General features: G+C 56.6%; 12 protein-coding genes. 3 read left to right on the top strand and 9 right to left on the bottom strand.

The genetic code is table 11. From position 1 onward, the window contains the following. Positions 1 to 122 precede the first annotated feature (122 nt). From ENN40_01905 to ENN40_01895, 3 genes are read right to left on the bottom strand one after another with little or no spacing between them, the layout of a single operon-like run. Positions 123 to 692 carry a thymidine kinase gene (locus tag ENN40_01905; GenBank protein ID HDP94094.1) on the bottom strand — a complete coding sequence of 190 codons (570 nt, stop codon included), beginning with the start codon at positions 690 to 692 and terminating at the stop codon, positions 123 to 125. 4 nt (positions 693 to 696) lie between these two features. Then, on the bottom strand, positions 697 to 2,790 hold the full coding sequence (locus tag ENN40_01900; protein HDP94093.1) for a hypothetical protein: 2,094 nt from the start codon (positions 2,788 to 2,790) through the stop codon (positions 697 to 699). Continuing rightward, positions 2,787 to 3,002 carry a hypothetical protein gene (locus ENN40_01895; protein ID HDP94092.1) on the bottom strand — a complete coding sequence of 72 codons (216 nt, stop codon included), beginning with the start codon at positions 3,000 to 3,002 and terminating at the stop codon, positions 2,787 to 2,789. Before ENN40_01895 ends, ENN40_01900 begins: the two co-directional genes overlap by 4 nt. 80 nt (positions 3,003 to 3,082) lie before the next feature. On the opposite strand from ENN40_01895, the gene ENN40_01890 reads away from it, so the two are divergent. Continuing rightward, positions 3,083 to 4,471: a peptidase M64 gene (locus tag ENN40_01890; GenBank protein HDP94091.1), complete on the top strand. Its 1,389-nt coding sequence runs from the start codon at positions 3,083 to 3,085 to the stop codon at positions 4,469 to 4,471. Between the two features lie 13 nt (positions 4,472 to 4,484). Here ENN40_01890 and ENN40_01885 read toward each other — a convergent pair whose 3' ends face one another. After that, the gene (locus ENN40_01885) at positions 4,485 to 5,303 is read right to left on the bottom strand and encodes an SDR family NAD(P)-dependent oxidoreductase (protein ID HDP94090.1); all 819 of its coding nucleotides are present in this window, start codon (positions 5,301 to 5,303) and stop codon (positions 4,485 to 4,487) included. Between the two features lie 83 nt (positions 5,304 to 5,386). On the opposite strand from ENN40_01885, the gene ENN40_01880 reads away from it, so the two are divergent. Further along, positions 5,387 to 7,213 (top strand): DegV family EDD domain-containing protein, encoded by a 1,827-nt coding sequence (locus ENN40_01880; protein ID HDP94089.1) that lies wholly within the window; start codon positions 5,387 to 5,389, stop codon positions 7,211 to 7,213. On the opposite strand, the gene ENN40_01875 is transcribed toward ENN40_01880, so the two are convergent. From ENN40_01875 to ENN40_01865, 3 genes are all read right to left on the bottom strand, one after another. Continuing rightward, positions 7,203 to 8,642, bottom strand: coding sequence for a Do family serine endopeptidase (locus ENN40_01875; protein ID HDP94088.1), 1,440 nt, complete (start codon positions 8,640 to 8,642; stop codon positions 7,203 to 7,205). The two genes, ENN40_01880 and ENN40_01875, sit on opposite strands and share 11 nt — an antisense overlap. Before the next feature lie 138 nt (positions 8,643 to 8,780). Continuing rightward, positions 8,781 to 10,379, bottom strand: a complete 1,599-nt coding sequence (locus ENN40_01870; GenBank protein ID HDP94087.1) for a DUF4301 family protein — start codon at positions 10,377 to 10,379, stop codon at positions 8,781 to 8,783. Beyond that, positions 10,370 to 11,572: an acetate kinase gene (locus tag ENN40_01865; protein HDP94086.1), complete on the bottom strand. Its 1,203-nt coding sequence runs from the start codon at positions 11,570 to 11,572 to the stop codon at positions 10,370 to 10,372. Before ENN40_01865 ends, ENN40_01870 begins: the two co-directional genes overlap by 10 nt. Positions 11,573 to 11,798: 226 nt before the next feature. On the opposite strand from ENN40_01865, the gene ENN40_01860 reads away from it, so the two are divergent. Continuing rightward, positions 11,799 to 12,794 carry a 3'(2'),5'-bisphosphate nucleotidase gene (locus ENN40_01860; protein HDP94085.1) on the top strand — a complete coding sequence of 332 codons (996 nt, stop codon included), beginning with the start codon at positions 11,799 to 11,801 and terminating at the stop codon, positions 12,792 to 12,794. Between the two features lie 2 nt (positions 12,795 to 12,796). Here the strand turns inward: ENN40_01860 and pyrE are convergent, their stop codons facing one another. After that, the gene (pyrE, locus tag ENN40_01855; GenBank protein ID HDP94084.1) at positions 12,797 to 13,339 is read right to left on the bottom strand and encodes an orotate phosphoribosyltransferase; all 543 of its coding nucleotides are present in this window, start codon (positions 13,337 to 13,339) and stop codon (positions 12,797 to 12,799) included. After that, positions 13,336 to 13,896 carry a hypothetical protein gene (locus tag ENN40_01850; protein HDP94083.1) on the bottom strand — a complete coding sequence of 187 codons (561 nt, stop codon included), beginning with the start codon at positions 13,894 to 13,896 and terminating at the stop codon, positions 13,336 to 13,338. The genes pyrE and ENN40_01850 overlap by 4 nt, the downstream gene beginning before the upstream one ends. Positions 13,897 to 14,334: the final 438 nt, after the last annotated feature.

Here is a 14,334-nt window from a genome sequence, read left to right as displayed (position 1 = left end):
GCGCCAAAAATGCGCATCATCACAGTTCGGACAGGCATTCTGAGCTGAACTGCCTGGCCGGTTTCCTCATCACTAACACTCCTTAGTGCCATCACAAGGCTTTGTCTGTTTACTTTCGACTTTCATTCCAGGGGCAGGCGCCGGGCATAGCAACGCCGACACACGGAAACGTACTTGTCGTTACCTCCGATTTCCACCTGCGCTCCCCGGCTGACCGGCCGGCCGTCACGCATGCGGATCAACATGGTTGCCTTTTTGGGACAATACCAGCAAACGGTTTTGACTTCTTCGACCTTATCCGCAAACAAAAGCAGGCTTTCACTGCCCGGGAAAAGCCGGTTGCGGAAATCGTTTTTCAATCCGTACACGATGACGGGAACGCCGACATCATCCACGACCCGGGAAAGCGAAACTACCTGGGCCCGGGTCAGGAACTGGCCCTCGTCCACCAATACGCAGTCGGGGCGATGCTGTTTGACCCGTTCGACCACATCAACCTGGTTATCCAGGATCAACGCTTCCCGCGAAAATCCCATGCGTGAGGTTATCATTCCGCGGCCGAAGCGGTCGTCCAAAGCGGGCGTGCACAACAACACCCGCTTGTTCTGTTCCTCGTAGTTGTGCGCGATTTTCAGGATTTCCGTCGATTTTCCCGCGTTCATGGTTGAGTAACGGAAATAGAGCTGGGCCATGGCGCTACTCCGGAACGGCGGTATCCCGAATCACCATCCTGGGAGCGCTTAGCTCACCATCCAGGCGGGGATGCTTGGCCAGATAAGTCAACAACAACGTTTCCAGGGTGAGATCTTTTCTGCGCGGTTCCATGACGGCGGGCTTGATCTGGTAGTAGCGGTCAAAGTCATAATCACAGAAAACGACCCGTAACATCTGCTCTTTATCCAGTACAGACCCATCCGCCAAGCGGCATACAGCTCGGTCGACCACCCCGTTTTTATTGCGATAGAAACTACAGGACAGGCCGGACACCTGCACATCCAACCCTTTGCGAAAACGAACCCGCTCCAGCAGGAACGCCTGCAACGCACCGCCGCTGATTTTCACCACCTGGATGCCGTTTTTCGCCGTATGTTTGTACATGGCACGCACTTGAGCCGGCCCGATGAAAGAACCCGCGTCAATGCGGATGCCCGGAACCAGCAGTCGACTGGGAAACAATGCCACCTGGCTGTCGCTCTCTTCCCGCATGGCATCCGCCATCAGGTTTCCCGCCGGAGAAGAAAGGGCAAATGGATCTTTGCCGGTTTCAAGGGGATCTTCACTGCGGGCCGCCACTCCACTCAAATCACCGCCGTGCACTTCCTCCACCACCCGTAATGCGGGATCAGCCGGAATCGGCGGCCGCCCGGATTCCAGATACTCGATCACCGCGGCCGCGGTGGTCATTTCCAGTGATTTGCCGGGATCTTCATGTTCAAAATGATACGAAGCCGCAATGTAACTGTTGAAACCAACCGTATAACGCCGGTTTTCATCCAGGGGTTTGCCCTGGTCATCCAGTAAATCGATATTGACGATCTTTCCCGCCGGCGTTCTTTTAATGCGCAGGCGCAGTCCGGACATCAACAGGTCCACCTTGCCGTGCTTGGCCACGTCCGTCTCAATCAGGCCACGGATTTCCCGGGGATAGAGTTGCATTTGCACGACCAGGTTCTGGAATGGAAGCATGCGGTAAATCGTCTTTAAATTGACTTCGCCATCCAGGCGCTTGACCCTCACTCCGCCGGCGTTGTGAAACGCGATGTCCAGATTCAGCCGGCGACACAACAGGTCGCATATCCAGTTTCCCAATTCGGTTTTGTCCACCAGGGGTCGAGGCAGGGTTACCACAACCCGCTCCATTACGGGATTGTTTTCAAATTCCGTAACCATGGCCAGGATATCCGCGGCCGGTTCAACGCTCTCCAATTGAATAAGCCCGGCTTCGCTGCGGGAAACCGCTCCCTTGTAAAGAAACAGGTCAACCCGCCCCAGGTAATCGCCGTGAGCACCGGCCTGGACAATCAACACCCCGTTGTGCACAACGCCGGAATCCAGGACTGTGTGAGAGTGTCCGCCCACAATCACATCCAATTCCGGAACCGCTTCGGCCAATTGGCGATCCGTGGCGTATCCCAGGTGGGAAAGGGCGATGCGCACTCCATCTCCAGCCAGATTCCCCCGCAATCGCGTGGCGGTTTTTATGGGATCAAGAAAATTCAATCCCGATAACCGCGAAGGATGGGCGCTGGGAATACCGGAGTCCGGCTCAACCTGGATCAACCCCAGAATAGTCAGCACAGGGCCGGCCTTTGTTTCAATGCGCACAAATGGTTTTACCGCATCCCAGTTCGCATCACTCGTGTTCATGTTGGCGCAAAGTACGGGAACCCGCGCCAGGCCGACAAATCGTTGCAGCACGTCCTGGCCGTAGTCAAACTCATGGTTCCCCAGCACCATGGCCTGGATCCCCAACGCGTTCAGCAACTTGAGTACCGGCTCCCCGCGAGGTTCAGCCTGGTCCACAACCGGGTTGCCGCTGAAGTTATCACCGGCGCACAACAGATACACATGACGATGTTGTTGGCGCGCCTCGCGCACAACCGTTGCCATTCGCGCGAGCCGCTCAATGCGGCCGTGGAGGTCATTGTAATGAAAAATGACCACGCGTTCTTCCCCTTCAGGGGTTATGAGTGGTTGGTCGACCGCCCATGACTTCAGGGGGAAAATGCTGGAAACACTGAAAACCAGGACAGCGGATAACGCGCGCATACGCCCATGAAAAAACTTCATTTCTCTTCACCCCGCTTTGCCGCGGCCAGGGTTAGGCGCTCGCCGTCTTGCAACCTGCCGTCCACATATAGCCGGTGCCCCTCCTTGTCAAGAACCACCACGTTCCCCGCCTGTACATCTTCCAGTGCAACAGCGGAGTATGCGGTTAACCCATCCAGTACCCGGGCCCCGGTAAACAAAAACAATTGCGATCCATTGATAAACACATGCATGCTAATCTCCTCAGTGTCGTTCAAATTCTATAGCGAAGGGTTTCACCAAGTCAATCGTTTCTTGACTCCCTCTAAGGCATATGTTAATCAGGCTTCAGGAGGGTTCCATGAATCGCATGCCGGCAGTGGTGTTCATTTTGCTCTTGATCAGCCTCGCGATCCAGGCTGAAACCGCAGACACCGATTTTTCCCGCCATTTTGTTGACCGCACCCTTCGTGTTGACTACTACCATACCGGTAACCGGGAAACGGATACCATCACCCTGGACCGCATGTACAAAGAAGGCATATGGGCGGGACCGGTACGTTTTCTTCGGGACCCATTCAACAACGGCCAATACTACGTCAAGGTGTTTGACACGGAATCTGGTGATTTGCTCTATTCCAGGGGATTCAACAGTTACTTTTATGAATACCGCACCACCGAGCCGGCGATCCAGGGGCGACAGCGGACTTTTCACGAAAGTGTGCGCATTCCGTTTCCGCGACGCCCCATCCGCCTGGTGTTGCAAAACCGGGATCAAAAACTGCAACTCCAGACGGTTTTCACCCTGGAAATCGACCCGCAAAATGATTACTTCGACACCGCGCCACCGGCCGTAACGGTGCAAATCAGCAACCTACTACAAAGCGGCCATCCCCACCACTGCGTGGACCTGGCCATGGTCGCGGAGGGGTACCGACTGGAAGACCGGCAAAAACTGGAAAGGGATTTCGCCCGGGCCCGCGACGTATTGTTCAGCAGAGAACCCTATGCTTCCCAGCGTGACCGCTTCAACCTGTACGGCGTCTTTGCCCCATCCCGGGATGCGGGATGTGATGAACCCAGGGAAAAGAAGTACCGTGACACCGCGGTTGAGTCTTCTTTCAACGCCTTGAACCTGGCCCGCTACCTTCTTGTGGAAAGCAACCAACGCCTGCAGAACACTTTATCGCGGGTTCCCTTTGACGCCGTCATTGTGCTGGTCAACCACGAACGCTACGGCGGGGGAGGCATATACAACCAGTACTGCGTATTTACCGTTGGCAGCAAGGCCAGTGCTTACCTCCTGTTGCACGAATTCGGCCATTCCTTTGCCGGTTTGGCCGATGAGTATTACTCATCCCGGGTTTCTTACAACGAGTTCGTTCCCCCGGGCGTTGAGCCCATGGAACCCAACGTGACGGCCCTGCTGGACCCGGCGCAACTGAAGTGGAAAGAACTGGTGAAACCGGAAACACCCGTTCCCACACCCTGGGACAAAGAGCGCTTCGACAAACTCTCCACTGCCGAGCAGGCCGGACACCTCGAGCGCGACGAGTACCGCGGGGTGGTGGGGGCGTTCGAAGGCGCCATGTACGCATCGACAGGCATGTTCCGTCCCACCATAGATTGCATTATGTTCAGCCGCCACACCCTGGATTACTGCCCCGTGTGCCGGAACGCGATTGAACGCGTAATCCGCCACTACTGCGGGATCGACCAATAAAGAAAAGAGGGAATCATTCAGATCCATGCCCCGCGGGGGGACGGTAGAGGCGTTCCGCGGCCCTCAGCACCCATTCCCGGGGCATGAAGCGGGTCAGCAGCAGGTGATTGGCACGGTTCAGCAAACCAGGCACCGTGATCGGCCTGCGCCGTTTCAAGCCCCGGATGCAGGCTGAAGCGGCTTTTTCAGCCGTCATGTTCAAGCGGCTGTCTCGAGGAATGCGGCGGTCCAGTCCGGACGACGTGATCATATCGGTGCGGATGCCGCCGGGAACAAGGGTACCGATAAAGATCGGTGAACGCCGGTATTCCATGCGCAGGGCATCGGTAAAGGCCTGAACACCATGCTTGGTGGCTGAGTAGAATCCTTGATAAGGCGTGGGCACAAAAGCCGCTTCGCTGGTTACGTTCAAGAGAAACCCCTCTCCCCGATCCCGCATGATTTCCACAAAACCCAGGCTCAACTCCATGACTGCCGCCAAGTTGACTTCCATTACGCTGCGGAAGGCATCCATATCCACCAACGCCATAGGTCCGTAGCGGGTCATACCCGCATTGTTGATCAGGCCGAACACCGAAGGGTCGGCGGCTGCGGCATCCAGCAGGCTGCGGCGATCCCCGGCTTGTGACAGGTCAATGCAACGGACCTCGATATCTACACCGGACCGGGCATGGATCTCCTTTTTTAACCCAAGCAGACGCTCTTCCCGCCGTGCGCATAGCCACAAATGGGCGCCTTCCCGTAACGCCAGTTGAAGCGCTAGGGATCTTCCCAAACCGGAAGAGGCGCCGGTAACCATGATAAGCCGGTTTTTCAGTTCCAAAAACGCCATATCGTGATTATACCTGAAGAGGCAGTGCAATTGAAAATTTCACCAATTCAGGTTATATTGGATCTGCATTTTCTGGAGTGTTCATGAGCGCACGAAAAACCGGCCGGACGACGCGTCGCTTGACCCATATCGATGGTCGCGTCCTCTACACGGCTTTTGCCGCCGGATCAAACAAGATCCTGGCCCACCAGCAGTACATGAACCGCATCAACGTTTTCCCCGTACCCGACGGGGATACGGGAACCAACCTGGCCGCCACCGTGCAACACATCCTGGACGAGACGCGCCCCCAACGCTCCCTGAAACTCACGGCGGATGCCATGGCCAGTGCGGCATTGGATGGCGCCCGGGGAAATTCCGGCATTATCCTGGCCCAATTCCTTTACGGCTTCAGCCAGAAAATCCGTGAACACCAGATCAATGTCAGGCGTTTTGCCGGCGCTATAAACCGTGCCTTCCAATGCGCATTGCAAGCCATTGAGCGTCCCGTGGAAGGCACGATCATCACAGTCATGCGCGACTGGATCCGGCATGTGGACAGTTTAAAGGAAAGCCGCGATGATTTCGGCCAATTGATTACGGAGTCACTGAAATCAGCGACCCGGTCATTAAAGCAAACCCCGGAAAAACTAAAAGTCCTGCGTCAAAACAAGGTGGTGGATGCCGGGGCACAGGGATTCGTGTTTTTCCTGGAAGGCATAATCGAGTTCCTGAAAGCCAGCAATCCCCGGGCATTGTTGCGATCAATGCGGCGTGCATCCCTGCCCCCCGCGGTCAACGAACCCCTGCATTCCGGCCCGCCGCAGCACCGCTATTGCACTGAGGCCATCGTCGAAGGAAAGGATATGGATTTCAACCGCATCCGCCTGGCAGTCAGCGGCATGGGTGACTCGCTGGTGCTGGCGGGCAGCCCGGAAAAACTGCGGTTGCACGTCCACAGCAACGATCCCGCTCACGTGTTCGCGTACCTTCGCCCGTTCGGCCGTATTACGCGCCAGAAAGCCGACGACATGGAGATGCAATACCAGGTGATGAACCACCGCAGAGCGGATATCGCCCTGGTGACCGACTCGGTTTGCGACATGCCCCTCGATGCCATGCAGGAGATGCAGGTGCACATGGTGCCCCTGAATCTGCATTTCGGTGAAGCCGGTTTTCTAGACAAGGTCACCATGACACCGGACCATTTCTACACCCAGGCTGAAACCGCGCGGCTTTTCCCCACCACCTCGCAACCCTCCCACCGTGAATTCGAAACCACCTACCGTTTTCTGGCTTCTCACTACCCATCCATCATCGCCATCCATTTGAGTCGGCAGTTGAGCGGCACCTGGCAAAACAGCCGCCTGGCCGCGGAGAAAGTGGCAAGAGAAACCGGAAGAAGAATCACGGTGATCGACTCCCGCCAACTATCCGGATCTTTGGGCTTAATCGTCTACCGCGCGGCCGCGGCCATCCTCAACGGGGCGAATCACGATGAAGTGGTCCGCCGGGCGGAATCCTGGAGGGAACAGACCCGCATCCTGGTCAGCGTCAAAACCATGGAATTCATGGTGCGGGGCGGCCGGGTCAGCCCACTGAAAGGCCGTCTGGCAAGGGCCATGAACCTCAAACCCATCATCTCCCTGGATGCGGAAGGCAAATCCGTTCTCTATGATAAGGCGTTCAGTCACAAAGGAAATATGCGTAAAGTGTTGCGCCTCATCAACCGTCAACTGGACCGGGGAGCCTTGTGGAACTACTGCATGCTTCACGCCCATAACCCCCTTGACGCGGCCTGGTTCTCACGTCAGATCGAAAAAGAGACCGGCAAACCCCCGCTTTACACAGTGGACATTTCACCCGTTGTCGGGGCCAATGCCGGCAAGGGCGCCGTAGCTGTGGCCTTGATGACCGACGTCAGAACCTGAAACGCAGCGGGATTTCGTTGCCGTCGCGATTGATGAACATCAAGACCCGGTCGCCGGCACGCTTGCCGGAAATCAACTCGCGAAACTGTCGTACCGACTCAACATCACTCCGGTTCACACCCAGAATGATGTCCCCGGGACGCAATCCGTTTTCCGCCGCGGTTCCGCCTCGGGCCACCTGGGTCACGACAACGCCTTTGTCAGTGGACAGGTTGTGGCGCCGGGCCAGGCTGGCATTGTTGTTTATCACCACCATGCCCAGATCCACCACCTCCCCGGTGCCTTCGTCGCTGTCCAGGCGTACTTTCAGGGAATCCGGCGCTTCGCCGACCGTTACCGGAATTTCCAACTTGCCTTTGCGCCGCACAACGGTCAGGGTGATTTTGCTGCCGGGACGAATTTCCGCCACCTGGTTGCGAAACCGGCCCATGGATTCAATCGGCTTGCCGTTCAAGCCCACGATCACGTCATAACGTTGCAAGCCGCTCTTCTGCGCCGGAGAGTTTTCTTCAACAGTCAGCACGAGAATACCGCCTTCGGGCAGGTCGTAATCTTTCGCTTCGGCATCGGTGATTTCGTTCATGCTGATACCCAGGTAGCCCCGAACCACGCGGCCGGACTTCTTTAAGTCGGCGAGAACCCGGCGCGCCATGTTGGATGGAATGGCAAACCCGATGCCGATGTTGCCGCCGCTGGGGGAAAGAATCACCGAGGTAATACCGATTGCCTTGCCCTCGAGGTTGACCAGCGGCCCTCCGGAGTTTCCGCGGTTGATGGGGGCATCCGTCTGGATAAAGTCCTGGTAGTCGACATCCAGTCCTTCCAGTTCCCGGCCCTTGGCGGAAACGATCCCTGACGTCACGGTCAAATCCTGTCCCAGGGGATTGCCGATGGCCAGCACCCATTCCCCCACGGCCACGTTGGAAGAGTCCCCAAATTCAATATAGGGCAGATTTTTGGCATCGATTTTCAGCAAGGCCAGGTCGGTTTTGGGATCCGTACCGATTTTCTTGGCCGTATATTCTTTGCCCTTTAAATCAACAATCTTGATCTTGATGGCGCTTTTAACCACGTGGTAGTTGGTCACGATGTCCCCGTCAGCAGAGATAACAAACCCGGTCCCCACACCGGACACACGCTGGCGCCGGCGGGGAGAGTTAAAAAAGCGATCAAAGAGGTCATCACCGAACAGGGAAGGTTGTTGTTCCACAATGGCCTCAGACACCACTTTCACCACCGCCGGCTTGACCCTGCGGACCAGGGGAACAAAATTCAACGAGGGTTGCACTTCGATCGACTGCGCCTCAACGGCCTGGGGGGCAAGCGTGGCGGAATCATCACTCGACCGCTGCAGGAATCCGAAAGTCAGGGCAAAGAAAAGCGCCCCCAATACAAAACTGACTCCGGCTATCCAGGTGATTCTCTTCATATTGACCTCCTCACAGGCTTCGAAAATATCGCTTGGCAACTACAGATGATTATAAAGGCTATTGCGGGGCCGCGTCAATACGGCGGGGTGCGCATGGCGCCGGCCAACCTATAAGACACCCCCAAAGGCAACACGGTTTCATGGGCCGGGATCGCCCTGGTGTTCATCGCGCAAGAGGTCGTTGACGGTTTTGACCGGCGTAAAGGTGGAAAGCGGTATTTCCACGAAAAAAGTCAGCCAGCGATGCATGGCCCCATTCCACAGCCCCGGCCACTCCAGGGCTTTCAGGGGCCGGCCGGAGTGGGTTTTATTGGTTACGAAATAGGTTTCCGGGTTGACAAATTCACTCAAGGCATGGTTTCGTCCTTGGAAGTTCCGCAAACCACAAACCATGTCCACGGGATTGAAATGGGTCGAATTGCGCGCGACTTCGGCTTGACGGCTGTCATCATGGTTGATCTGGGCGGATTCAACGATCTGAAGAAAAGACATATTGCGCTCATCGCGCACCCAGAACGGCCCGCCCCCCGGTTCACCCTGGTTCTCTACCATGCCGCAGACCCGCATGGGGCGATCCAGGTGACGAATCATCCAGCCAATACGCGAGTCTTCTTTCAGGCAGGGAGGCGCCACATAACCGAGAACCTCGCTGGTGTATTTTTCCGCGGCGGACAACGCGCCATGATCCCGCGAATGCAGGTCCCGCAGCAACTGAAACACGCGCTTCTGCTGACGCAAAAGAAATCCGCCCATCACCTTCTTCCAGAATACCGACACATGCGCATGCCGTGGCGGCACCACATTGTCAATGTTCTTGATGAACGCCAAATCGCTGTTCATTGAATCCAGATTGCGAATCAATGCGCCATGACCACCGGGGCGCAACAACAGGTTTCCTGATTCATCACGAAAGAGTGTGCCTTCCGGTGTGATGGCCAGGGTATCCGTTGCCGGATCCTGCACACTGTATGTGACCTGAAATGAGTGGGCCATGTCCTGGAACCGGCAAAGGCTCTTGTTTGCCCGCTCGCTGATCGCCTCACGATGCTCCGGAGCCACGGTAAAGTGCACCCGGCACACATCTTTGCGGCCCCTCCCGTAAGCAACGGCTTCCGCCAGGTGCTCCTCCAGGGGAGTGTATTCCCGCCCGCCTTCACGATGAAAGGGGATCAGCGCTTTGGGCCGGCCGGCGTAGCCCAGGTACTCCGGTTCCAGCAGTGTGGAAAGGATCCGCTGATATTCGCCTTTTTTCAGCGCCCGGCGCAATGAACCCCCCTCCCTTCTCAGGGCCGCGTCCAATTCACCATCAAAAGCAAAACCACCCTGGCGCAGTCCGGAAAAAAATTGAAACAACATCGACGCGGGGCCGGACTCCGGCGGACATTCCCCGGACAAAGCTTCGGGTTTAACGTGAAAGCGGCCGTTCAGGAATCCGGACGCTACTGCAAACATGCGCGTGGCTGCACCGGATGCGGGGACGAATTTCGTCACCTGGACAGTGTGCAAATGATCTTCGTATCCAACAGCCAAACGATCTGCTTCGTGCGCGGTAAAGCGATGAATCCCGTCTCCCACGCACGCGGGACGATCCAGGTTGGTAAAGGGCGTGCCCCGGTTCAGAAGTTCGATCTGGTGCTTTGCGTCTTGAAGAGAAATCCCATGAGCGGCCAGGAAAGATCGGTCCCGGTCGCTGAAAGTTTTTCGATTCACTTTGCCGGCGGTTGAAGTCAAGCGGATTCACCCACCAGGCGAAAAGTCTCTTTGGCGATCATCAACTCCTCGTTAGTGGGAACCACCAGGGTCCGAACCCGGGCGGATGGTGCCGAAATCTCCCGCAACTGCCCCTTGAAGTCGTTTTTTTCACTATCCACGGATATCCCCAGGAACTCCATGTCCCGGCAGATCATCTTTCGCAGGATGGGGGAATTCTCGCCTACGCCGGCGGTAAACACCAGTACATCCAGTCCGCCCAGTACCGCGGCGTAAGCGCCAATGTACTTGCGGGCGGCATAAGCGAACACTTCCAGGGCCAGGCGGGCACGGAGGTGCCCCTCGGCAGCCAGGTCTTCCACTTCGCGCATATCCGACGATATTCCCGATATTCCCAGCATGCCGCTTTCCTTGTACAACAGCCGCTGCACATCCGCCGCGGAATATCCCTCCTGCTCCTGCAGGTAGAGCAGAATGGCCGGGTCCACATCTCCCGACCGCGTACCCATGGGCATGCCGCACATGGTGCCGAACCCCAGGCTGGTGTCCACCGAATTGCCCCGGTCAATGGCGGTGATGGAACAGCCGTTGCCCAAATGCAAGGTTATCATGCGCAAGTGCTCTAACTCCAGGTCCAGGAATTCAGCCGCCCGCTGTGCCACGTACTGGTGTGACGTGCCGTGAAAACCGAAACGCCGGATGCGCTTCTCTTCGTAATAGGCATAGGGCAGTGCGTATACAAACGCCCGTTCCGGCAACGTCTGGTGGAAGGCCGTGTCAAAAACCCCCACCATGGGGACATTCGGCAGCTCAGCCCGGGCGGCCCGGATCCCCAACAGATTGGGCGGATTGTGCAGCGGAGCCAGTTCAATGTTTTTTTCCACGCTGCGGATCACATCATCGTTGATGATGACTGCGTCGGAAAATTCCTCTCCACCATGGACGATGCGGTGTCCCACCGCTTCGATTTGGCTCATGTCCCGGATAACGCCGTTTTCCGGTGCCACCAGGGCTTCCTTGATCAAGTGAATCCCTGTCTGATAATCGGGAATGGGTCGCCTTTGCTTGGTTTTTTCTTTGGGTGGGGCCTGGTAGGAAAAAATGGCGTCACTGAATCCCACCCGCTCGATTAATCCCTTGGCCATCACGGTTTCCTGTGCCACGTCGATCAACTGGAATTTTATTGAAGAACTGCCCGAATTCAATACAAGTACTTTCATTTATGCCTCCTGCGGGCCGGTACCGGTCGGCGTCCGAACCGATTAAAAAGGGGGAACGTTAGACCGGATTATACCAGATGAAGGCCCCAATGCAACCACCGCACCCCTATGGCGCTTGAGCGGGGCGTTCTCAAGCCTGCATTTCTCACAAGGATCGTCGTGAAATGCAGGCTTGTTGACAGGGCATGGATTTCGATTGATAATTGCCTTTTAGCGAGGTTAACCAATGCTGGAAAACGAACTCCGAATCGCCCGCCGCGCCGTGATTCAGGCCATGGAGATCACGCGCCGGGTTCAGGCGGACATGACCGGGTGCGACACCATCACCAAGTCGGACAGCAGTCCGGTAACCGTAGCGGATTTCGCCTCTCAGGCCGTAATCTGTTCCGTGTTGCATCGCAACTTTCCCGCCATTCCCATTGTCGCCGAAGAGAGCGCAACCGCACTGCGCCGCCCGGAAAACCGTTTTGCCAGAGATCGAGTGGCCTTCTACCTGGAATCCACAAACGGTTATTCGGTATGGAACGACGACGACCTGTTCAACTCGATCGATCTGGGAAACCATTCCCCCGGAGATCGCTTCTGGACCCTTGATCCCATTGACGGAACCAAGGGCTTCCTGCGCAAAGAGCAGTACGCCGTTGCGCTGGCGCTGGTGGATCAAGGCCGGGTTGAAGCCGGCCTTCTGGGGTGCCCGAACCTGGATCACCCGCGGTCCTCTTCAACCGGCGGATGCCTGGTTAGCGCTGTTCGCGGTCAGGGGGCCTGGATGGAAACACAAACGGGGGATTCGCGCAAAGCCTGCCGGGTATCCCTTGAGCAGGATTCGCATCAAATGCGCTTCGTGGAGAGCTACGTTTCCTCGCACAGCTACACGGACATGCAACTTGCCGTGGCCCGGGATCTGGGCATTCACGGAAACCCCGTGCGCATGGACAGCCAGGTCAAGTACGCCGTGATTGCTACGGGCGAGGCTGAGATTTACCTGCGCATTCCCCATCCGGATACTCCCGATTACAAGGAAAAAATCTGGGATCACGCGGCCGGAAGCCTCATCGTGACGGAGGCCGGCGGCAGGGTAACCGACATCGAGGGCCGCGAATTGGATTTCAGCAAAGGCAAGACATTAAGCCATAACCGCGGTGTTCTGGCCACGACCCCGAGGGTGCATGCCCGGGTGATTCGAACCATTGCCCGACTGGAAGGCCGTGCTCAGAGTTAAGTTTACTCAAAGATCCCGAAATTTTTCTTGGTAAAAATGGCGGCAAAGGGATAACCCGCCGCGGCAATTGATTCCCGCGCTCCTTCCTGGCGATCGATCAGCGCCATGACCACCGCCACTTGAGCGCCGGCACTCTCCACCAGTTTTGCGCCCCTGAGGATGGACCCGCCCGATGTGACCACATCATCGAAAATGGCCACACGGCCCCCCTTGGGAAAATTGCCTTCAATGGCCTTGCCCGTACCGTGGGCCTTGGCTTCCTTGCGGATAATGAACGCCGGCAAAGGCGTGGACTCCAGGCGACTGACAACCGCGATGGCGGCCACAATGGGATCCGCGCCGATGGCATATCCACCCACCGCGTCCACTCGATAGTTTCGCAGCATCTCCAGGAACAACTTCGCGGCCAGGTAGGCACCATCCGGATCCAGCGTGGTCATGCGGGCATCCACGTAAAAGCGGCTCCGGCGACCCGAGGCCAGGGTAAACTCACGCCCGGTGATCACCGATTTGCTTTCCAGAATCCGTTTAAGCTGCGCCCTCATGAGAGTTTTCCCCGGAAATCCGGCGGTATCAGTTTAACCATATATGGAGCCACTTCGCGGGCGACCTGCTTGAGGCGATCCAGGTCCATGGGTGTGAAATCGGGACCGGCGTCTGCAAAAGAAGCCGCCCGACGGGACAATTGTATCACGCCGATGCGTTCACCGCCCTCGCCAAGCAATACGCCCAATAACTTGCAAATGGGGTGAATGGTTTTGCCCGGAGCTTTTACTGTTTCAAAAATGGACAGGTGCTTTTGTTGCATGAAATTGTTTTCAACCACCGGGCGTCCCATGCGGAAAATTTGCGCCACCACGGCATCAGCGGATGTGACGGGAATAATCCCCGCATCAACCAGGTAGGGGGGATATGCGAAAGAAAGGAAAGTCTTTTCCCGGTTGCTTAAGAAAACCGCCACTTCCGTATCTTCCAGAGAGAACATCAGCATAAGCGCCGCGGCCAGGGACGCCACCGCCTGGGAAAACCGCGCCGGCGAATCCGGCTGGGCAATCATGTTGCCTAATTCAAGTTTTAGCGCTTCCAGTTCCTGCATAATCATCACTCCTCACTCACCGGATCATGGTCCGGCTCCAAGTACAACGCCCATACCATACCTTTGCGGGGACGAAAATGCAACCAGGGAGCATGATTTCACAAGTGCTGTGATGAAGACTCGGGCCGGGCATGATCAAGAGTTTTCGGCCGAACGGTGATGGGGCGCGAGGCGACCTGGTGATGAGGAAACCTTCGGGCGCTGTGATGAAAAGCAGGCGCTTCTCAGTTGAATGAATGGCTAACGGCTAATGGCGAGGGGCGGTAGCATGAGCCGAAAGTCTGAAGTTAAACGTAGAAAGTAAAAGACACAAGCTTTTTTGGATCTATTACGTTTTGTGTGGGTAAATACACATTGGTAATTGGTAAGCGGTTGTGAGTATGAGTACCCGCAGGGCATAAAGCATAAGCGAACGCAAACGTAGGTTCCGGGGACCCATGGTCT

The organism is Candidatus Aminicenantes bacterium, assembly GCA_011049425.1.
Taxonomy (GTDB): Bacteria; Acidobacteriota; Aminicenantia; order UBA2199; family UBA2199; genus UBA876.
Note: the sequence above shows the minus strand (reverse complement) of the source record. Positions and strands in the feature narration are given on the sequence as shown.

Bases quoted from the DNA above. Each gene is read 5' to 3' on its own strand.
- ENN40_01875 (HDP94088.1), bottom strand. From the start codon at position 8,642: ATGAAGAGAATCACCTGGATAGCCGGAGTCAGTTTTGTATTGGGGGCG.
- ENN40_01860 (HDP94085.1), top strand. From the start codon at position 11,799: ATGCTGGAAAACGAACTCCGAATCGCCCGCCGCGCCGTGATTCAGGCC.
- ENN40_01905 (HDP94094.1), bottom strand. From the start codon at position 692: ATGGCCCAGCTCTATTTCCGTTACTCAACCATGAACGCGGGAAAATCG.
- ENN40_01865 (HDP94086.1), bottom strand. From the start codon at position 11,572: ATGAAAGTACTTGTATTGAATTCGGGCAGTTCTTCAATAAAATTCCAG.
- ENN40_01890 (HDP94091.1), top strand. From the start codon at position 3,083: ATGTTAATCAGGCTTCAGGAGGGTTCCATGAATCGCATGCCGGCAGTG.
- ENN40_01885 (HDP94090.1), bottom strand. From the start codon at position 5,303: ATGGCGTTTTTGGAACTGAAAAACCGGCTTATCATGGTTACCGGCGCC.
- ENN40_01895 (HDP94092.1), bottom strand. From the start codon at position 3,002: ATGCATGTGTTTATCAATGGATCGCAATTGTTTTTGTTTACCGGGGCC.
- pyrE (HDP94084.1), bottom strand. From the start codon at position 13,339: ATGAGGGCGCAGCTTAAACGGATTCTGGAAAGCAAATCGGTGATCACC.
- ENN40_01850 (HDP94083.1), bottom strand. From the start codon at position 13,896: ATGATTATGCAGGAACTGGAAGCGCTAAAACTTGAATTAGGCAACATG.
- ENN40_01880 (HDP94089.1), top strand. From the start codon at position 5,387: ATGAGCGCACGAAAAACCGGCCGGACGACGCGTCGCTTGACCCATATC.
- ENN40_01900 (HDP94093.1), bottom strand. From the start codon at position 2,790: ATGAAGTTTTTTCATGGGCGTATGCGCGCGTTATCCGCTGTCCTGGTT.